Origin of the sequence: Bacillus sp. SIMBA_074 (genome assembly GCF_046534555.1) — a bacterium.
Lineage (GTDB): Bacteria > Bacillota > Bacilli > Bacillales > Bacillaceae_G > Bacillus_A > Bacillus_A mycoides.
This window is the reverse complement of sequence record NZ_JAWRYM010000003.1, coordinates 322,091-342,358: the sequence shown is the minus strand read 5'-3', so window position 1 is coordinate 342,358 and position 20,268 is coordinate 322,091. Positions and strand designations below refer to the sequence as shown.

At 37.4% G+C, this 20,268-nt stretch carries 21 protein-coding genes and 1 other annotated feature; of the genes, 19 read left to right on the top strand and 2 right to left on the bottom strand.

Annotated elements, in window-relative coordinates; genetic code table 11:
• Positions 1 to 40 precede the first annotated feature (40 nt).
• The 7 genes from cymR (at position 41) to SB773_RS06425 (ending at position 6,447) form a co-directional block, all read left to right on the top strand.
• Positions 41 to 457: a cysteine metabolism transcriptional regulator CymR gene (cymR, locus tag SB773_RS06455; RefSeq protein WP_000704117.1), complete on the top strand. Its 417-nt coding sequence runs from the start codon at positions 41 to 43 to the stop codon at positions 455 to 457.
• Positions 458 to 492: 35 nt separating this feature from the next.
• Complete coding sequence (locus tag SB773_RS06450) at positions 493 to 1,638, top strand: cysteine desulfurase family protein (RefSeq protein WP_002143221.1); 1,146 nt, start codon at positions 493 to 495, stop codon at positions 1,636 to 1,638.
• Positions 1,639 to 1,654: 16 nt separating this feature from the next.
• Positions 1,655 to 2,770, top strand: a complete 1,116-nt coding sequence (gene mnmA, locus SB773_RS06445; RefSeq protein WP_002088752.1) for a tRNA 2-thiouridine(34) synthase MnmA — start codon at positions 1,655 to 1,657, stop codon at positions 2,768 to 2,770.
• Between the two features lie 110 nt (positions 2,771 to 2,880).
• On the top strand, positions 2,881 to 3,540 hold the full coding sequence (locus SB773_RS06440; RefSeq protein ID WP_002088750.1) for a tetratricopeptide repeat protein: 660 nt from the start codon (positions 2,881 to 2,883) through the stop codon (positions 3,538 to 3,540).
• Positions 3,541 to 3,647: 107 nt separating this feature from the next.
• Positions 3,648 to 5,984, top strand: a complete 2,337-nt coding sequence (gene recD2 / locus SB773_RS06435) for an SF1B family DNA helicase RecD2 (protein ID WP_088293724.1) — start codon at positions 3,648 to 3,650, stop codon at positions 5,982 to 5,984.
• A 127-nt stretch (positions 5,985 to 6,111) separates the two neighbouring features.
• Positions 6,112 to 6,300 carry a hypothetical protein gene (locus SB773_RS06430; RefSeq protein ID WP_002015288.1) on the top strand — a complete coding sequence of 63 codons (189 nt, stop codon included), beginning with the start codon at positions 6,112 to 6,114 and terminating at the stop codon, positions 6,298 to 6,300.
• A gap of 18 nt (positions 6,301 to 6,318) precedes the next feature.
• Complete coding sequence (locus SB773_RS06425) at positions 6,319 to 6,447, top strand: YrzQ family protein (RefSeq protein ID WP_002015286.1); 129 nt, start codon at positions 6,319 to 6,321, stop codon at positions 6,445 to 6,447.
• A 36-nt stretch (positions 6,448 to 6,483) separates the two neighbouring features.
• On the opposite strand, the gene SB773_RS06420 is transcribed toward SB773_RS06425, so the two are convergent.
• Positions 6,484 to 6,696 carry a hypothetical protein gene (locus SB773_RS06420; protein ID WP_002015285.1) on the bottom strand — a complete coding sequence of 71 codons (213 nt, stop codon included), beginning with the start codon at positions 6,694 to 6,696 and terminating at the stop codon, positions 6,484 to 6,486.
• Positions 6,697 to 6,872: 176 nt separating this feature from the next.
• Here SB773_RS06420 and SB773_RS06415 point away from each other — a divergent pair, with 176 nt between their 5' ends.
• A complete protein-coding gene (locus SB773_RS06415; RefSeq protein WP_241875786.1) occupies positions 6,873 to 7,940 on the top strand; it encodes an AI-2E family transporter in 1,068 nt (355 codons plus the stop codon).
• Positions 7,941 to 7,978: 38 nt separating this feature from the next.
• Here SB773_RS06415 and SB773_RS06410 read toward each other — a convergent pair whose 3' ends face one another.
• The gene (locus SB773_RS06410) at positions 7,979 to 8,293 is read right to left on the bottom strand and encodes a PH domain-containing protein (protein WP_410589052.1); all 315 of its coding nucleotides are present in this window, start codon (positions 8,291 to 8,293) and stop codon (positions 7,979 to 7,981) included.
• A 267-nt stretch (positions 8,294 to 8,560) separates the two neighbouring features.
• Positions 8,561 to 8,779 (top strand) — a binding site (T-box leader).
• Positions 8,780 to 8,820: 41 nt separating this feature from the next.
• Between SB773_RS06410 and alaS the strand changes: the two genes are divergently transcribed.
• From alaS to SB773_RS06355, 11 genes are all read left to right on the top strand, one after another.
• Entirely contained in the window at positions 8,821 to 11,463 is a 2,643-nt protein-coding gene (gene alaS / locus SB773_RS06405; protein WP_410589050.1) for an alanine--tRNA ligase, read from the top strand.
• Positions 11,464 to 11,541: 78 nt separating this feature from the next.
• Entirely contained in the window at positions 11,542 to 11,808 is a 267-nt protein-coding gene (locus SB773_RS06400; protein ID WP_000348591.1) for an IreB family regulatory phosphoprotein, read from the top strand.
• Positions 11,809 to 11,811: 3 nt separating this feature from the next.
• Positions 11,812 to 12,225, top strand: coding sequence for a Holliday junction resolvase RuvX (gene ruvX / locus SB773_RS06395; RefSeq protein WP_001221204.1), 414 nt, complete (start codon positions 11,812 to 11,814; stop codon positions 12,223 to 12,225).
• 12 nt (positions 12,226 to 12,237) lie between these two features.
• On the top strand, positions 12,238 to 12,516 hold the full coding sequence (locus SB773_RS06390) for a DUF1292 domain-containing protein (RefSeq protein WP_002034112.1): 279 nt from the start codon (positions 12,238 to 12,240) through the stop codon (positions 12,514 to 12,516).
• 240 nt (positions 12,517 to 12,756) lie between these two features.
• Positions 12,757 to 13,827, top strand: a complete 1,071-nt coding sequence (gene mltG, locus SB773_RS06385) for an endolytic transglycosylase MltG (RefSeq protein WP_410589046.1) — start codon at positions 12,757 to 12,759, stop codon at positions 13,825 to 13,827.
• A gap of 215 nt (positions 13,828 to 14,042) precedes the next feature.
• Positions 14,043 to 14,684, top strand: a complete 642-nt coding sequence (locus tag SB773_RS06380; protein WP_002034114.1) for an O-methyltransferase — start codon at positions 14,043 to 14,045, stop codon at positions 14,682 to 14,684.
• Positions 14,685 to 14,691: 7 nt separating this feature from the next.
• Positions 14,692 to 15,621: a peptidase U32 family protein gene (locus SB773_RS06375; RefSeq protein WP_002015276.1), complete on the top strand. Its 930-nt coding sequence runs from the start codon at positions 14,692 to 14,694 to the stop codon at positions 15,619 to 15,621.
• An 18-nt stretch (positions 15,622 to 15,639) separates the two neighbouring features.
• The gene (locus tag SB773_RS06370; protein ID WP_002015275.1) at positions 15,640 to 16,920 is read left to right on the top strand and encodes a peptidase U32 family protein; all 1,281 of its coding nucleotides are present in this window, start codon (positions 15,640 to 15,642) and stop codon (positions 16,918 to 16,920) included.
• A gap of 17 nt (positions 16,921 to 16,937) precedes the next feature.
• Positions 16,938 to 17,576 carry a uridine kinase gene (udk, locus tag SB773_RS06365; protein WP_002015274.1) on the top strand — a complete coding sequence of 213 codons (639 nt, stop codon included), beginning with the start codon at positions 16,938 to 16,940 and terminating at the stop codon, positions 17,574 to 17,576.
• A 276-nt stretch (positions 17,577 to 17,852) separates the two neighbouring features.
• Positions 17,853 to 18,329, top strand: coding sequence for a transcription elongation factor GreA (greA, locus tag SB773_RS06360; protein WP_105584419.1), 477 nt, complete (start codon positions 17,853 to 17,855; stop codon positions 18,327 to 18,329).
• Between the two features lie 92 nt (positions 18,330 to 18,421).
• Positions 18,422 to 20,173: a peptidoglycan D,D-transpeptidase FtsI family protein gene (locus SB773_RS06355; protein WP_088034200.1), complete on the top strand. Its 1,752-nt coding sequence runs from the start codon at positions 18,422 to 18,424 to the stop codon at positions 20,171 to 20,173.
• The last annotated feature ends 95 nt before the right edge of the window (positions 20,174 to 20,268 follow it).

Below are 20,268 nucleotides of genomic sequence, written 5' to 3'. Positions count from 1 at the left end.
TAACCAATAGAAGTGAAAATTTGAAATGAGGTGCAAATAGATGAAGATTTCAACGAAAGGCCGCTACGGCTTAACAATTATGATCGACCTTGCAAAAAAGTTTGGTGAAGGCCCAATTTCATTAAAATCAATTGCACAGGCACATGACCTATCTGAGCATTACTTAGAGCAATTAATTTCACCACTTCGTAACGCTCGTCTTGTAAAGAGTACGCGTGGTGCATATGGCGGATATGTATTATCTGATCAGCCAGTCAACATTACAGCTGGAGATGTAATCCGTGTACTAGAGGGTCCAATTAGTGTTGTAGAAATGATAGAAGAAGAAGAACCAGCACAACGCCAATTATGGATGCGTGTTCGTGATGCGGTGCAAGAAGTATTAGATAGTACAACTTTAGAAGATTTAGTACGTTATGAGGAAGAAAATCACGGGGGCTATATGTTTTACATTTAATTCCTTGTGAAACGATTTGGAAAGAAGGAGATTTAATGGAACGCATTTACTTAGATCATGCTGCGACATCTCCGACTCACCCAGAAGTGGTCGAAAAGATGATTCCATATATGACAGAAACATTTGGAAACCCGTCTAGTATTCACTTTTATGGGCGTCAAACGCGCCATGCGGTAGATGAGGCGAGACGTGTGTGTGCACGTAGCATTCACGCGAGTCCAAATGAAATTATATTCACGAGCGGTGGTACAGAAGCTGATAATTTAGCACTTATAGGTGTAGCGCGCGCGAATCGTCATAAAGGTAACCACATTATTACAACGCAAATTGAACATCATGCGATTTTGCATACGTGTGAATTGTTAGAGCGTGAAGGATTTGAAGTGACGTATTTACCTGTTGATGAAACAGGGCGTGTTCAAGTTTCTGACATACAAAAGGCACTAACAGAAGAGACGATTCTTGTATCTATTATGTTCGGGAATAATGAAGTAGGGACAATACAACCAATTGTGGAAATAGGAAAGTTGTTAAAAGAGCATCAAGCTTATTTCCACACAGATGCTGTACAAGCTTACGGTTTAATAGAAATAGATGTGAAAGAGTTTGGTATTGATTTATTATCGATTTCCGCTCACAAAATTAACGGCCCAAAAGGTGTAGGGTTCCTATATGCTGGTGCAAATGTGAAATTTGAACCGTTATTAATAGGCGGAGAGCAAGAAAGAAAACGTCGTGCTGGTACTGAAAATATACCTAGTATTGTTGGACTTCAACATGCAGTTTCGCTAGCTGAAAAAACTCGTGAGCAAAAAAATGCCCAATATGAAGAGTTTAAAGATATAATGGTATCTGTCTTCAAAAATGAGGACATTCATTTCGAGGTAAACGGAGACTTGGAATATCGCTTACCACATGTGTTTAATATAAGTTTTACAGGAATGAATATTGAACCGTTTCTTGTAAACCTAGACTTAGCTGGTATTGCAGTATCAAGTGGTTCTGCTTGTACAGCTGGTTCGATTGATCCATCACATGTATTAGTGGCGATGTTCGGAAAAGACTCCGATCAAATACGTTCATCCGTACGCTTTAGTTTCGGACTTGGAAATACGAAAGAGCAAATTGAAAAAGCGGCGTACGAAACAGTGAAAATCGTGAAGCGATTAACACAAAATTAGCATGGGAGGTGACATGATGAACAAACTACCTCAAGAAACACGCGTTGTCATCGGGATGTCCGGTGGCGTCGATTCATCTGTAGCAGCTCTTTTATTAAAAGAGCAGGGTTATGATGTAATCGGAATTTTTATGAAAAACTGGGATGATACAGATGCAAATGGTGTCTGCACAGCAACAGAAGATTACAATGATGTAATTGAAGTGTGTAACCAAATCGGCATTCCGTATTATGCAGTAAACTTTGAAAAACAATACTGGGATAAAGTATTCACGTACTTTTTAGATGAGTACCGAGCTGGTCGTACACCAAACCCAGATGTAATGTGTAACAAAGAAATTAAATTTAAAGCATTTTTAGAGCATGCAATTGCACTTGGTGCTGATTATGTAGCAACAGGTCATTATGCACGCGTTGCTTATATGGACGGCGAATATAAAATGCTTCGCGGCGTTGATGACAATAAAGATCAAACATATTTCTTAAATCAATTAAGCCAAGAGCAACTATCAAAAACAATGTTCCCATTAGGTGAATTAAAGAAACCACAAATTCGCGAAATGGCGACAGAAGCTGGTTTAGCGACAGCGGCGAAGAAAGATAGTACTGGTATTTGCTTCATCGGTGAGCGTAACTTTAAAGATTTCTTAAGTAACTATTTACCGGCGCAACCAGGTGTGATGCAAACATTATCTGGTGAAGTGAAAGGGAAACATGATGGTTTAATGTATTATACAATTGGACAACGTCATGGCCTTGGTATTGGTGGTAATGGTGATCCGTGGTTTGCTGTGGGAAAAAACTTGAAAGAAAACATTTTATATGTTGATCAAGGATTCCATAACGAACTTCTATATGGTGATGAAGTTATTGCTACGAATGTAGGCTGGGTAAGTAATAAAGCGAAGGAAAAAGAATTTACGTGTACAGCGAAATTCCGTTATCGTCAAGCAGACAATAAAGTAACGGTTCAAATCGTTGATGAAAATACAGTTCGTATTCTTTGTGATGAGCCAATTCGTGCGATTACGCCAGGCCAAGCAGTTGTTTTCTATGATGGAGATGAGTGCTTAGGCGGCGCTACAATTGATGAAGTATATCATAGTGGTAAGAAATTAGATTATTTAGGATAACACGAGAAGCCTCTGCCGATTAGCGGTTAGAGGTTTCTTTTACATAAAGCGAATTTTTGTTCGCTTGGAAAATACATTCTTTGTTATAATTTGTTGTAGAGGTGAAGGATATGTCAAACAAACTTGAAACAGGTATTAAATATATGCAAGAAGGAAACTGGGAAGAAGCAGCTGAAAATTTCACAGAAGCAATCGAAGAAAACCCGAAAGATGCGCTTGGATACATTAACTTTGCGAATTTATTAGATGTATTAGGTGATAGTGAGCGAGCAATTTTATTTTATAAACGTGCATTAGAATTAGATGGTAAATCTGCGGCTGCTTATTATGGATTAGGCAACGTATATTACGGTCAAGAGCAATTTGCAGAGGCGAAGGCTGTATTTGAACAAGCGATGCAAGTGGGATTACAATCAGCTGACGTAACATTTATGTTAGGTATCACACATGTGCAACTTGGAAATGATCGTCTTGCACTTCCATTTTTACAAAGAGCGACGGAATTAGATGAAGGCGATGTAGAAGCTGTTTTCCAATGCGGACTTTGCTTCGCACGACTAGAACATATTCAAGAGGCAAAACCTTATTTTGAAAAGGTGTTAGAAATGGATGAAGAGCATGCAGATGCGTATTATAATTTAGGTGTTGCGTACGTATTCGAGGAGAATAATGAGAAAGCTCTTACTTTATTTAAGAAAGCGACTGAAATTCAAGCAGACCACTTTTTAGCTGGTAATGGTATTCGTTTATTAGAGCAAGAAGCTGAATAAAGTGAAATTATAGTTTAATGCGCAGTTACCCCTCATCTAAAGATTGTGAAAGAGGTGGGGGATGTACTGCTCATTAAAGTGAAAAGAACTCGGAAAGGAGAGGAAATATGGGAAATCAACATGCAATGGATTTGTTTGAGGAAGAAAAAAGATTTATAAAAGCGCAAGTTCTTCATACCATTTTCCACAACGAAGAAAACCTCTATTCCGTTGTCAGTATGAAAGTCATTGAAACGAATGAAACATACGACGAAAAAAAAGTAATGATAAACGGTCATTTTCCCCGTATGCATGAAGATGAAGTGTTTACATTAACAGGTCATTTTAAAGACCACCCAAAGTATGGAAAACAATATTTAGTTGAAACGTTTAAAAAAGAATTGCCACAAACAAAAGCAGGTATGGTGCAATATTTAGCGAGCGATTTATTTAAAGGGATTGGAAAGCGTACAGCCGAAAAAATCGTGGACCATCTTGGTGAGCATGCGATTTCTAAAATTATGGATGATCCGGATGCGTTAAGTGGTGTTGTAAACAAGCAAAAAGCGCAGGAAATATATGAGACGATTATTGAGCATCAAGGGCTCGAGAAAGTGATGAGTTTTTTAAATGGTTACGGTTTTGGAACAAAACTTTCTATTAAAATTTATCAGCAATATAAAGAGATGACATTAGAAGTGATTCGTAATAATCCGTATAAACTTATTGAAGAAGTGGACGGAATTGGATTTGGAAGAGCAGATGATATAGGGCGTGCAATCGGAATAACGGGCAATCACGATGACCGTGTACGTGCAGGGTGTTTTTATACGTTAGAGAATATTTCATTACAACTCGGTCACGTGTATATGGAAAAAGGTCAGCTTGTAAGAGAAACGATGTCACTTTTAAATAATCAAGAAGGCGGAGTGACTGAGGAAGATATTGTAGGCTGCGTTGAAATGATGCAAAGTGAAGGGAAAGTCATCATAGAAGAAGAGCGTGTGTATTTAGCTTCGTTATTTTACTCTGAAAAAGGCGTTGTAAAGTCCATTCGCAGGCTTATGAATCAAGAGGAAACCCCTGCATTTCCTGAAGCAGAAGTGTTAAAGACATTAGGTGAAATTGAAGAACAGCTAAAGGTACAGTATGCACCGCTTCAGCAAGAAGCAGTTCAAACTGCACTTCATAAGCCGATGATGTTATTAACAGGTGGACCAGGAACGGGGAAAACTACAGTTATTAAAGGAATTGTTGAAATGTATGCGTCGCTTCACGGGCTATCACTAAATCTAAATGAATATAGTGATGACAATCCATTTCCAATACTATTAACGGCTCCAACAGGAAGAGCAGCGAAGCGAATGAGTGAATCGACGGGGCTTCCGGCGTGCACAATTCATCGCCTGCTTGGATGGACGCCAGAAGGGTCTTTCCAGCGAAATGAAACAGACCCTGTTCAAGGGAAGCTCCTTATTATTGATGAGTTTTCGATGGTAGATATTTGGCTGGCAAATCAATTGTTTAAATCCTTGCCGACGAACATCCAAGTAATCGTTGTAGGTGATGAAGACCAATTACCATCGGTAGGACCTGGACAAGTGTTGAAAGATTTATTAAATGCAGGTGCCATTCCAACGGTAAAACTCACAGAAATTTATCGTCAGGCAGAAGGTTCGTCTGTTATTCAGCTTGCCCATGCGATAAAAGACGGAACACTTCCGCCAGATTTAGCACAAAATAAAAAAGATCGTTCATTTATCAGCTGTGCAGGTGCTCAAATTGTTGAGGTTGTTAAAAAGGTTTGTGAAAATGCTAAGACAAAAGGCTTTAGTGCAAGAGATGTACAAGTGTTGGCACCAATGTACCGCGGACCAGCAGGTATTAATGTGTTAAATGAAGCTCTTCAAGAAGTGTTTAATCCGAAAAAAGAAAAGAGTAAAGAAATTGCCTACGGTGACGTTGTATACCGGAGAGGTGATAAAGTACTTCAATTAGTCAATCAGCCGGAAAGCCAAGTGTTTAATGGTGATATTGGAGAAATTGTTTCAGTATTTTATGCGAAAGAAAATGTCGAGCAACAAGATATGATTATCGTTTCATTTGATGGAATTGAAGTAACATATACAAAGCCGGATTTAAATCAAATTACGCATGCCTATTGCTGCTCGATTCATAAATCACAAGGTAGTGAATTCCCAATAGTTATTATGCCAATTGTAAAGAGCTACTACCGTATGTTACGTCGTAATTTAATTTACACGGGTATTACAAGGAGTAAGAAATTCCTTATTATTTGCGGGGAGGAAGCAGCGTTTCAATCCGGTGTAAATCGCCTTGATGATGCAATGCGTCAAACGACTTTAGCTGGCCGATTGCAAGAATCACAAGGAGAAGTGCAGATGGTGACGGTTAATGGTGAAGAAATGGATGTGGAAAACATTTCACCGTATGATTTCATGTAACAAGGTGAAATTATATAGTGAACCTTTCAAACGTATAACGTTGAAAGGTTCTAGCAATGTATAAATGAATGCAGTTTGGACATAATGGCGAATAGAATCTGGGAGACTGTAAGGAGATGAAAGCCATATGTTCAGTTGTCCAAATTGCAAAGGGAAAGACATCGGAAAAATAGGTGTCAACCAATTTTATTGCTGGAATTGTTATATCGAATTATCGGTTTCAAAGGGGAAAATCCATACACATCAAGTAGAGGAAGATGGTTCATTAAGCTCTCTTGATGATTTATTTGATGATAATGAAAGAACGATCGGATAACGAAAAGGGGGATTTACTTTGAATCTACGCAATTCATTAATCGCATTAGGTGTTGGAGCTGCAGCGTATCAATATGCTCGCAAACAAGATGTATTCTCAAAACGCAATGTGAAAAAAGCACGTAAGATGATTAAGTCTTATTTATAAGGCGTAAAAAACTCCCTTTATGATAAGGGAGTTTTTTTATGCGCTTGTATGCAAATATAAAAGTCCGATTTCAGAGAAGAGATAAGATAAACCGTAGCATCCAACGCCAAGCATTCCATAATGCCATAAGTGCTTAGCTCTTTCCTTTCGTGAGGAACGAATAAAGAAGCCTTTCCAAATACCAAACCCGATACAAATCCATTCAAGAAGCATAAAAAGTGCGGATAATGCAAGCATAAATAAGATCATTATGAGCCCTCCTGATTATATTTTGACATTTTGTATTTTCAGGGGTGGTTGTCCTTATTATGTTAAATATATGTATGTCTTTAAAAAACAGTATGGTCTGTATAAAAAGATTTTAAAACTTTTGCACATAACCTAACCTATTTATTTTCAAAATAAAGATGGAGGAGGTTTTTCGTGTGAAGAATCTTAAAATCATTTGGATATATCGTTTAGGATTATTGTTACTCGTTTTTCTTTGTTTGCTCGTCTTTTTAAAAATTAAGCCACTATGGGCACCGATTATTTTTGTATTTAAAGTGGCAATCACACCGTTCTTTATTGCTTGTTTTATTGCTTATTTATTACACCCTTTAATTGAAAAAATCCATAAGGAAGGAATGCCACGCACACTTGCTATTTTGCTCATTTATATTCTTTTCTTTGGCGGAATTGGCTATGGAATTTATAAAGGAACGCCAGTTGTTATTAAACAGTTACAAGAAATTAATGAACAATTTCCGCAGTTTACAAAAATGTACGATTCTTGGATGGATGGAGTTACAGAACAAACAGCGAATTTCCCATCATTTATTCATGAAAAGGTGAAACAAATTTTTGGTGGTGTAGAAACGAAGATTCAAGCGCTTTTAAATAAAGTCATGAGCACAGCTCGTGGTGTACTGGATTCGTTACTCATTATTTTCTTAATTCCGTTCATTGTATTTTACATATTAAAAGATTACGGTGAGTTTTATCATATATTTTGGAAATTAGTCCCGAGTAAGTGGCGTAGTACGGGGCAAATGCTTGCGAAAGAAATTGATAAATCACTCGGAAGTTATATTCGAGGACAGTTATTTGTTTGCTTAGTATTAGGGGGAGTATCTGTTCTTTCTTTTTGGTTTATCGGTATGAAATATCCGTTATTACTCGGCATTATTATTGGGGTAACGGATATAATCCCGTACTTTGGTCCTATTTTAGGGGCGATTCCGACGTTGATGATTGCGGCAACGGTATCAACGAGTTTACTCATTAAGGCGGGGATTACGATTGCTATTTTGCAATTTTTGGAAAGTAACATTTTATCGCCTTACATCGTTGGTAAGTCGCTTCGTATGCATCCTGTTATTATTATGCTTGCATTACTAGTTGGAGGAGAGATAGCCGGGATTGTAGGATTACTAATATCAGTTCCAATTTTAGCAGTTATTCGTACAGTGATTGTTCATGTAAGGCCTCTTTGGAAAAAAGAAGATGTGTAATATGATAGCCCTCTACTTATAAAAGTAGAGGGCTATCATTATTTAGAGAGTTGCTCGTGTATTTGTTGAACGAGAGAGCTTACATCATTTGTTTGAATATGTTTTATTTTTTTCCATTCATTATCGTACATAAATATAATTTGATTGCTGAAAAGACGCTTTTGCTCTTGTAGATTAGAAATGTTTGCAAAAGAGTACTCTTCAAATATTGGGTTCTTACTTACATCTGGTCCATAAAAGAAGAGCCGTTTGTTCGTTAAAATTAACAGTCCTGGTCTTGCGACGGAACGATATATAAATATATTTAATGAGCATGCTGCATAAAAAAGGATTTTTTCATCAGTTGTTAACATTTCTTTAGCTTAATTCAATAAGGTTGTCATTGTAATCGCTCCTTTATTGTTAATAATTTAATTATAACAAATAATGTAATATTTAGAAATTTGCATAAATTATTTTTTGAGAGGAGATTCCTATTTAGTAATAAATGCATAATATATTTAAAGGCTGTTAAGAATGAATAGTAGAATAACTATGATTAATAAGCAATTGATACAATATAAATGATTATCTACATTGACAAACTTAAGAGAATTCTATTATATTTAGTCATATAATACATTAAATCAATGACGGAACAAGTACGTTACAGTCCATTTGTAGAGAGAAGCTTCCACTGGCTGAAAGGAGCTTTAAATGAAGGGTAACAGAAAGCTAATCCTGAGAGCAGCTAATCACTGCCGTCTTGCCACGTTACGGCACCATGAGGTGATGAATTGATTGTTATAATAATCAATTCATAATTAGGGTGGTATCGCGAGTTAACTCTCGTCCCTTTTATTAGGGGCGGGAGTTTTTTATATTTAAGGAGGAAAATACAATGAAACAACTAACAGGCGCACAAATTCGTCAAATGTTTTTAGACTTTTTCCAAGAAAAAGGACATGCAGTAGAACCAAGTGCATCACTAGTTCCTCATGAAGATCCATCTCTGTTATGGATTAATAGTGGTGTAGCGACATTAAAGAAATATTTTGATGGTCGTGTAATCCCACAAAATCCACGTATTACAAATGCACAAAAATCAATTCGTACAAACGATATTGAAAACGTTGGGAAAACTGCTCGTCACCATACATTCTTTGAAATGTTAGGGAACTTCTCAATCGGTGATTACTTCAAAGAAGAAGCAATTACTTGGGCTTGGGAATTTCTAACGAGCGACAAATGGATCGGATTCGATAAAGAATTACTATCTGTTACAATTCATCCGGAAGATGAAGAAGCATTCACAATTTGGAATGAGAAAATGGGTGTTCCAAAAGAACGCATCATCCGTTTAGAAGAAAACTTCTGGGATATCGGTGAAGGACCAAGTGGACCGAATACAGAAATTTTCTATGACCGCGGTGAATCTTACGGTAATGACTTTAGTGACCCAGAATTATATCCGGGCGGAGAAAACGAGCGTTACTTAGAAGTATGGAACCTTGTATTCTCTCAATTTAACCATAATCCAGACGGTTCATATACGCCACTTCCTAAGAAAAACATCGATACAGGAATGGGTCTAGAGCGTATGACATCTATCGTTCAAGATGTACCTACGAACTTTGATACAGACCTATTCATGCCGATGATTGGTGCAACAGAATCAATTTCTGGTGAGAAATATCGTAATGGCGATTTGGAAAAAGATATGGCGTTTAAAGTAATTGCTGACCATATCCGTACAGTAACATTCGCTGTTGGTGACGGTGCTCTTCCATCTAACGAAGGCCGTGGTTATGTATTACGTCGTTTATTACGCCGTGCTGTTCGTTATTCTAAGAAATTAAATATCAACCGTCCGTTCATGTTTGAATTAGTACCGGTTGTTGGAGAAGTAATGAAAGACTTCTATCCAGAAGTACTTGAAAAGAAAGATTTCATCGCAAAAGTTGTGAAGAATGAAGAAGAGCGTTTCCATGAAACACTTCATGATGGTGAATCAATTTTAGCTGAAGTAATTGCAAAAGCGAAAGAAGAAAAAACAACTGTTATTTCTGGCGTAGATGCGTTCCGCCTATACGACACGTACGGTTTCCCAATTGAATTAACAGAAGAATATGCAGAAGAAGCTGGTATGACAGTTGATCAAGCGGGCTTTGAAAATGAAATGGAGAAACAACGTGAGCGTGCACGTGCTGCTCGTCAAGACGTTGATTCTATGCAAGTTCAAGGCGGTGTACTTGGTGAAGTTAAAGTAGCGAGCGAATTCGTTGGTTACGGTACAGTTGCAACAGAAAGTAACGTCGTTGCCCTTGTGAAAAATGGTGAGTATACAGATAGCTTACAAGCAGGTGAAGAAGGACAATTAATGCTTGATGTAACGCCATTCTACGCTGAGAGCGGTGGGCAAATTGCAGACCGTGGTTACCTTCTTGCTGACGGCGTGAAAGTTGTTGTAAAAGACGTACAAAAAGCACCAAATGGTCAAAACTTACACAAAGTAGTTGTGGAAGAAGGTACATTAACGAAAGAAGCGGCTGTAAAAGCTCTTATCGATACGAAAAACCGTAGTAGCGTTGTGAAAAACCATACAGCAACTCACTTACTGCACCAAGCATTAAAAGATATACTTGGAACACATGTTAACCAAGCGGGTTCTCTTGTAACATCTGAACGTTTACGTTTTGACTTCTCTCACTTCGGTCAAGTACAAGCTGATGAATTAGAAAAAATTGAGCGTATCGTAAACGGAAAAATTTGGGAAAGTATTGATGTTGCGATTTCTCAAAAAGCAATCGAAGAAGCGAAAGAAATGGGCGCAATGGCATTATTCGGTGAAAAATACGGCGATGTTGTACGCGTTGTGCAAGTAGGCGATTACAGCTTAGAGCTTTGCGGTGGTTGTCACGTTGATAACACAGCTTCTATTGGTATTTTCAAAATCGTTGCTGAGTCTGGTATCGGTGCAGGAACTCGTCGTATTGAGGCGGTAACTGGTAAGTCTGCATACGAATTAATGAACGATCAAGTAGGTTTATTAAAAGAAGCAGCAGGAAAAATGAAAACAAATCCAAAAGATATTTTAACAAGAGTTGATGGTTTATTTACTGAAGTAAAACAACTTCAAAAAGAAAACGAATCTCTTGCTGCGAAATTAAGCAATATCGAAGCTGGAAACTTAACTGATTCAGTAATGACAGTTGATGGCGTGAACGTATTAGCGGCGAAAGTAAATGTTGCAGATATGAACAACTTACGTACAATGATGGATGACCTTAAAAATAAATTAGAGTCTGCAGTTGTTGTATTAGCGTCTGTAAATGACGATAAGGTAAACATTTTAGCTGGCGTAACGAAAGATTTAATTAGTCAAGGTTACCATGCGGGTAAACTTGTGAAAGAAGTAGCTTCTCGTTGTGGAGGCGGCGGTGGTGGCCGTCCTGATATGGCACAAGCAGGCGGTAAAAACCCAGCGCAAGTAGAGGAAGCTTTAGCGTTTGTACAAGAGTACGTTAAATCTGTTTCAAAATAAAGAGATAGTAGTGTACAATGGTAGGGAGAGGAGAAGTTCTTCTCCCTATACTTACTACTTACAAGTGAGGTGCTTGAAATGGACGGTTTTGATAAGACAATGAAGTTTAGCATTCAAGATGAAAAACAGAGTGTCCATGTAAATGATGTACTTTTAACTGTGTATGATGCACTTCAAGAAAAAGGTTATAATCCGATTAACCAAATCGTCGGTTATTTATTAAGTGGAGATCCAGCATACATACCTCGCCATAAAGATGCACGAAGCATCGTTCGCAAGCTTGAACGTGATGAGATAATTGAAGAGCTTGTGAAGTCTTACTTGAAACATCATCGTGAGGAGTAGTTTATGCGGATATTAGGTTTAGATGTTGGTACTAAAACAGTCGGTGTTGCAATGAGCGATGAAATGGGCTGGACAGCACAAGGGCTGGAAACAATCAGGATTAACGAAGAACGAGGCCACTTTGGTTTTGACCGTATTTCTGAGTTGGTAAAACAGTACAATGTGGACAAAATAGTAGTAGGTTTACCTAAAAATATGAATGGTACAATCGGCCCTCGTGGTGAAGCGTGCCAGCAATTTGCAGAAAACCTGCGAAATCTGTTACAATTAGAAGTTGTAATGTGGGACGAGCGTTTGTCGACGATGGCAGCGGAACGTCTGCTCATTTCAGCTGATGTGAGCCGTAAGAAGCGAAAACAGGTAATCGATAAGATGGCTGCAGTCGTGATCTTACAAGGATTTTTAGATAGTAAATAAGAGGTGACCAAAATGGAAGAAAATCAAATTACAATTGTAGACGAAAAAGGAAACGAACATTTATGTGAAATTATTTTCACTTTTGATGCTGAAAAATTCGGCAAAAAATCTTACGTAGTCTTCTCTCCAATCGGTGAAGTAGACGAAGATGGAGACCAAATCTTCGATGCAATGGCATATGAGCAAAGTGAAGAAGAGGGCGGAACATTACTTTCAATTGAATCTGAAGAAGAGTGGGAAATGGTACAAGAAATGTTTAACACTCTTGCTGATGAGCAAGAAGAAGAATAGTAATGGATAAAAAGGCGAACTGTGTACACAGTTCGCCTTTTTGTATTCATATGCAAAATGACAGATTTTTTTTCGAAACTACTTAATTGTTTATAGTATAATAAGACGGGTTGTATGAAAAAAGGCTTTAAATAAGTAGCTGTCACCGATTATTTAGAAATGATTGGTTTTGCTTTATGTTTGTAGGGCATTGTATAGAGGAAGTGTATACGGTCTACAATTGAATAAGGAGGAAGAATTTTGGTAGAGAATCAAGTGAAGAAGAAGCGTAGACGCATTTTTTTAATTTCGATTATCGCACTGCTTTTAGTTTGTGGATCAGTCTATGCGTATATTTCATCTGCATTAGGGCCAGTTGATAGTGGAAATAAAAAAGAGATTGAGGTAGAGATTCCAAAGGGGTCATCTACAAGTAAAATCGGTGAGATTTTAGAAGAAAAAGGTGCTGTGAAAAGCAGTACAGTTTTTAGTTTTTATACGAAATTTAAGTCGAAAAGCTTACAAGCAGGTACATATTTATTAAATCCTTCGATGAGTGCCAACGATGTCATTGAACAAATGTCATCTGGCAACGTACATCGTCCGGCTCTTTATAAAGTGACAATTAAAGAAGGGGCGCAAGTAACTGAAATTGCTGAAGTGATTGCGGCAGAATTAAAGTGGAATAAAGATGATGTTGTGCGTCAATTAAACGATAAAGCATTTATTCAAAAAATGCAGCAAAAGTATCCGAAGCTATTAACAGATAAAATTTTTGATAGCAACATTAAATATCCATTAGAAGGATACTTATATCCAGCAACGTATTCTCTCTATAAAAAGGATACAAAATTAGAAGAAATTGTAATCCCGATGCTTGAGAAAACAAATGCAATTATTGTTCAAAATGAGGCGAAAATGAAAGGGAAGAACTGGGATGTTCATCAACTTCTCACGTTGTCTTCACTTATTGAAGAAGAGGCTACTGGCTTTACTGATCGTCAGAAAATCTCTAGTGTTTTCTATAATCGTTTAGCGAAAGGTATGCCGCTTCAAACGGATCCGACGGTATTATACGCGCTTGGAAAGCATAAACAACGTGTATTATACGAAGACTTGAAAGTAAACTCACCGTACAATACGTATGTTGTGAAAGGGTTGCCGGTTGGACCGATTGCAAACTCTGGTAAACATTCAGTGGAAGCAGCATTAGATCCTGCGCAAACAGATTATTATTATTTCTTAGCTGCACCAAGTGGTGAAGTGTATTATGCGAAAACATTAGAAGAACATAATGCATTAAAGCAAAAATACATTACGAAAAAACAGTGAAATGGGGAGGGATAGCGAAAAGGGTCGCATATCCCTCTTTTTTGTGGTAAAATATATCGGGTTAAAAACTGGCAGAAGAATCGTTTTTAATATCAAAACGGGACGTACAAGCTAAGGGTGAAACTGGCTTGTATTTTTATTGCATTCTATGTGTGAAAAGACAAAGGTTGACGCGTCATAGAGGCACTTCTCCATGTAAATAAGGAGGACCAATTATGGAGGATGCAGTTAACGAGTACCTATTATCATTTATTGATCCAAAAGATAAATTAATTCTTGAAATGGAAGAGTATGCAACTGAAAACCATGTGCCGATTATGGATCGACTTGGAATGGAATTTATGCTGCAATTTTTACGTTTAATTGGACCGGAAAGTATTTTAGAACTTGGAACAGCAATCGGTTATTCTAGTATTCGTATGATGCAAGCTATTCCGAACTCTCGCATTGTGACAGTAGAGCGCAATCGTGAACGATATGAAAAGGCACTTGAATATATAGAATGTTCCTCGGTAACAGACCGTATTTCTGTTATTTACGGTGATGCTTTAGAAACGGGCGAACAAGTGAAAGAACATGGAACATTTGATGTTATTTTTATTGATGCAGCGAAAGGGCAGTATCGTCGCTTTTTTGACTTATACGAACCGTTATTAAATCCTGGTGGCGTTATTATTTCAGATAACGTTATGTACCATGGTCTTGTGACGACAAAAGAGAAAATTGAAAATAGACGTACCCGTGGTTTGATTCGTCGTATTAAGACGTACAATGAATGGCTTATGAATCATGAAGGATATGATACAACGATTTTCCCAATTGGCGATGGAGTGGCTGTAAGTAAAAAGAGAGGGTGACAAAAGTATGAAGAAACCTGAATTGTTAGTAACGCCTAGAGCGGTGGCGGATATTGAACCTCTTGCGAAAGCAGGGGCAGATGCAGTAATGGTTGGTGAACAAAAGTTTGGTTTACGTTTGGCAGGAGAGTTTTCACGTGAAGATGTGAAACAAGCTGTAAACATTGCGCATGAAAATGGTGTGAAAGTATACGTTGCAATGAATGCGATGTTCCACAATGATAAAGTAGAAGAATTAACGGACTATGTTGCCTTTTTAAATGAGGTAAATGTAGATGCGATTGTTTTCGGAGATCCAGCGGTATTAATGGCTGTTCGTGAAGTTGCACCAAATATGCAACTTCACTGGAATACAGAAACGACAGCAACAAACTGGTTTACTTGTAACTATTGGGGGCAAAGAGGAGCGAAACGCGCTGTATTAGCTCGTGAGCTTAGCTTAGATGAAATCGCTGAATTAAAAGAAAATGCTGAAGTGGAACTTGAAGTGCAAATTCACGGTATGACTTGCATGTTCCAATCGAAGCGTTCACTAGTAGGAAACTACTTTGAGTATCAAGGGCGTAATCTCGACATCGAAAAGAAAAAGTATGAAGAGAATATGTTCTTATACGACCCGGAACGTAATAACAAATATCCAATTTATGAAGATGAAAATGGTACTCACATTATGAGTCCGAATGATATTTGTTTCATCGATGAGTTAGAGGAACTAATCGATGCTGAAGTCGATAGCTTAAAAATTGATGGTGTCCTAAAAAGTTCTGAGTACATTATTGAGGTAACGAAGAAATATCGTAAGGCGATTGATTTATGTGTAGAAGATCGTGATGCGTATTATGACGTGAAAGATGATTTATTTAAAGAGATAGAAGAAATACAACCGGTAAATCGTCCGTTAGATACAGGATTCTTCTTTAAAGAAACGGTTTACTAAACGAGGAGGGTGTAGGAAATGACTGTACAAGAAATTTCACGAGTGATCGATGGCAAACGCGTTATTGTGAAAAAACCTGAACTGTTAATCCCTGCGGGTAACTTAGAAAAATTAAAAGTAGCTATCCATTATGGGGCAGATGCTGTATATTTAGGTGGACAAGAATTTGGTCTTCGTTCTAATGCAGGTAACTTTACGCTGGAAGACATGGCAGAAGGCGTTGAATTTGCAAAGAAATATGGAGCAAAAATATACGTAACAACAAATATTTTTGCACATAATGAAAATATGGATGGGCTAGAGGAATATTTAAAAGGGATTGAAAAAGCTGGCGTAACGGGAATTATCGTTGCCGATCCGCTTATTATTGAGACATGTAAACGTGTAGCTCCTTCTGTTGAGGTACATTTAAGTACACAACAATCACTATCCAACTGGAAAGCAGCACAGTATTGGAAAGAAGAAGGTTTACATCGTCTTGTATTAGCTCGTGAAGCAAGCTATGAAGAAATGAAAGAAATTAAAGAAAAAGTTGATGTTGAAATTGAAGCATTCGTTCATGGTGCAATGTGTATCGCGTATTCAGGGAGATGTACATTAAGTAACCATATGACAGCGCGTGACTCTAACCGTGGTGGTTGTTGTCAATCTTGCCGCTGGGATTATGATTTAGTTCAAACGGTATCACAACATAAAGATGCAAAAGAGCTTCCTCTATTCCAAGAAGAAGATGCTCACTTTGCGATGAGCCCAAAAGATTTAAATTTAATCTTATCAATTCCGAAAATGATTGAAATTGGAATTGATAGCTTAAAAGTTGAAGGACGTATGAAATCTATCCATTACGTAGCGACTGTAGCAACTGTATATCGTAAAGTAATTGATGCGTATTGTGCGGATCCGGATAACTTTGAGTTTAAACAAGAATGGTTAGATGAACTTGATAAATGTGCAAATCGTGATACAGCTCCTGCATTCTTTGAAGGGGTTCCAGGACATCAAGAGCAAATGTTTGGAAATCATAGTAAGAAAACAACGTATGATTTTGCTGGTTTAGTGTTAGATTATAATGAAGAAACGGGCATCGTAACGCTTGAGCAACGTAATCACTTCAAACCAGGACATGAAGTGGAGTTCTTTGGGCCAGAAATAGAAAACTTTACGCAGACGGTGGAGAAAATTTGGGATGAGGATGGAAACGAATTAGATGCAGCGAGACATCCGTTGCAAATCGTGAAATTCAAAGTGGATCAACCAGTGTATGTGAATAATATGATGCGCAAAAACATACTTCAATAAGAAAGAGTGGTAGTCGAATGGGGACGAATAAGCCTGTTGTAATTGGAATCGCTGGTGGTTCAGGATCAGGAAAAACAAGTGTAACGAAAGCGATTTTTGACCATTTTAAAGGTCATTCCATTTTAATCTTGGAGCAAGATTATTATTACAAAGATCAAAGCCATTTACCAATGGAAGAACGTTTAAAAACAAATTACGATCATCCGTTAGCGTTTGATAATGATTTGTTAATTGACCATTTGCAGCAGTTGCTTGCATATGAGCAAGTGGAAAAGCCTATATATGACTATACATTGCATACGCGTTCAGAAAAAATTATTCCAGTTGAGCCGAAAGATGTAATCATTTTAGAAGGAATTCTTATTTTAGAAGACCCACGTCTTTGTGAGTTAATGGATATTAAGGTGTTCGTTGATACAGATGCAGACCTTCGTATTTTACGCCGCATGCAGCGCGATATTGAAGAGCGCGGTCGTACAATGGATTCAGTTATCGACCAATACGTAAACGTTGTACGTCCAATGCATAATCAATTTATTGAGCCTTCTAAGAAATTCGCGGATATTATTATCCCTGAAGGTGGACAAAACCATGTTGCAATTGATATTATGGTTACAAAAATTGCAACAATTCTTGAACAAAAAGTAAATTTGTAATAGCATAGTAAAAGATATACGATAGGAAGGGATTTTTTCCCTTCTTATCGAATACAATGAAACATGAAACCTCACCTACCAATAGGTGAGGGCATATTTATATCAACTTTCCATACATACCTTCTTTATATAAGGAAGAATTGGAGAATAAGGGGTTGTATGTGACAACTCCACTAGTGCTACGTGTGCTAGAAACCTCCGCTATATAAGCGGAGGAGTTTTCATATGGAACTCCTCTTTTTTTCGGGGGATTGGTATATAAAAGGAGTGGAAAACATGGCAACAGAAAAAACATACCCTATGACGCAAGAGGGTAAGCAAAAACTAGAGAACGAAGTTGAACAATTAAAAACAGTAAGACGTAAAGAAGTTGTAGAGCGTATTAAGATCGCACGTAGCTTCGGAGATCTTTCTGAGAACTCTGAGTACGATGCAGCGAAAGATGAGCAAGCATTCGTAGAAGGACGTATTACACAACTTGAAAACATGATTCGTAATGCGGTTATCATTGAAGACAATGGTGAAGAGTCTACAGTTGTAACATTAGGTAAAACAGTAACATTTAAAGAGTTACCAGGTGGAGACGAAGAAGCATACATAATCGTAGGTAGCGCAGAAGCCGATCCATTTGAAGGAAGAATTTCTAACGATTCTCCAATCGCAAAAAGCTTATTAGGTAAGCAAATTGGTGAGAAGGTAGCAATCCAAACACCAGGTGGAGAAATGCAAGTAGAGATTATCTCTGTAAAATAACGTAAAAAATCACTCGTGTAAAAACGAGTGATTTTTTATTTGTATAAAAGGTGAAACACCTCGTCTAAACTACAATAGACGAGGTGTTTTTTATGAAAATGAAACGGAGAATTATAATTGTTTTAATTTGTTTTATGGGTGTGATTTTTTTATTACTTTGTCGTCTAATCCAAATACAGATTATAGATACGGAATCATTTACTGACCGAAATATCAATCTGATTGAAAAAAGTGTTACGCAACGAACACAATCACTTACAGTAGATAATGGAAGAGGGCATTTTACAGATCGAAATGGTAAGGAAATTGGTGAAGAGAAATATCCAGTCTTAATTATTTTTCCATTTTTACAAATAAAAAATGACATGTTAGAGAAAATTGCGCATATCATTGGTGTGTCGAGACAAGAGATAAGACTGCAAATGAAAAATAAGAATCAAGCATTTATATTACGAAGGGAGAATACCCCATTTCAATTAACGCTCGAGCAGATGAAGAAGGTAAATCAATTAGATATTTTAGGTATTGTAGCAGCAGAAGTTCGACTGAAGCAAATGGGAGAGGCAGATCATTTAATTGGTGATGTGGGAGAGAATGAACAGGAATTTCAAAAGCGTTATGGAGAAATGAAAAAAACTTCGAAACAAACGCCAATTGGTATTTCTGGATTGCAACAATCATTTGATGAATTTTTACTGACTGATGGAGAAGCGAAAGTACTATATCAAGTGGATCGACAAGGAGAACCGATTTTTGGGAAGCAGGCGAAATACACTTCACCAGGAAATCCATTTTATCCAGTTACTATTCAAACAACAATACATAAAACGTTGCAACGACGAGCAGAGAAGATTATAGATGAAAACGGAATAAAAAAAGGTGGGTTAGTATTACTAGACATAAAGAATAGTGAAGTTGTAGCAATGGTAAGTAGGCCTTCTTTACAGATGAATGATAGGAGGATATATAAAGCTACACTTGAAAATCAAATGTTAACTCCTCATTTTCCGGGGTCTGTTTTTAAAACAGTAGTTGCAGCAGCAGGAATTAATGAGAATTTGGTGCGGTTTAATCGTACATTTAACTGTAATACGGATTTATACGGTGAAAATCTTCCGCAAGTTATGATGGGGTCATTAAACTTTAAGGAAAGCGTTGCTAGAAGCTGTAATCGAACGTTTGCCGTATTAGGTGATGAACTAATGCAAAAGGATAGGGAAGTATTAGAAACGTATTTAGAGGCCTTAGGAGCAAGTGAGAAGGTAGGTTGGAAAGGTTCGGTATTTCATACACCAGAATTTGAGCAATTGCCAGAAGAAAAGAGTGCTATTATTTGGGAAAGCGAAGAAAATAAAGATAGTAGAAAAGCGATTGCTCAAACGATGGTCGGACAAAAAGATGTACGTGTGTCACCTCTAGCTATAGCGAATATGATGGCGACAATTGCTAGAGGTGGAGAGAAGATGGAAGTGAAAGTCGTTAAAAAAATAGCGTATAAAAATGGAACCGACTTTTTTACATTTGAAAATCATAAATTAAATGGGAAACAGCTTTCTTATGAAACGATGAAAAAATTACAACAGTTGTTAAGAGGCGTTGTAACGATGGAGAAAGGAACGGGAACCGCATTCCGTTCGTTGCCACTAACTGTCGCTGGAAAATCTGGGACGGCACAAACAGGAAAAGGAGAGAAGGTGAATCGCTGGTTTGCAGGTTATTTTCCATATGAAAACCCAAGATATGCTTTAGTTGTAGTTGATATAGAAACAGATAACGTAAATGTAGTTACACCAGCTTTTGCAGAAATGGTAGAAGCAATTCATCAATTAGAAATTGAAAAGTAATCTTGCAATTATTTATGAAATGTTTTCATTTCGTGAAAATATTATTGTAAATGTTCAACCTTTCTAGATTTAATGTTACAATAGCAAGTATGAAA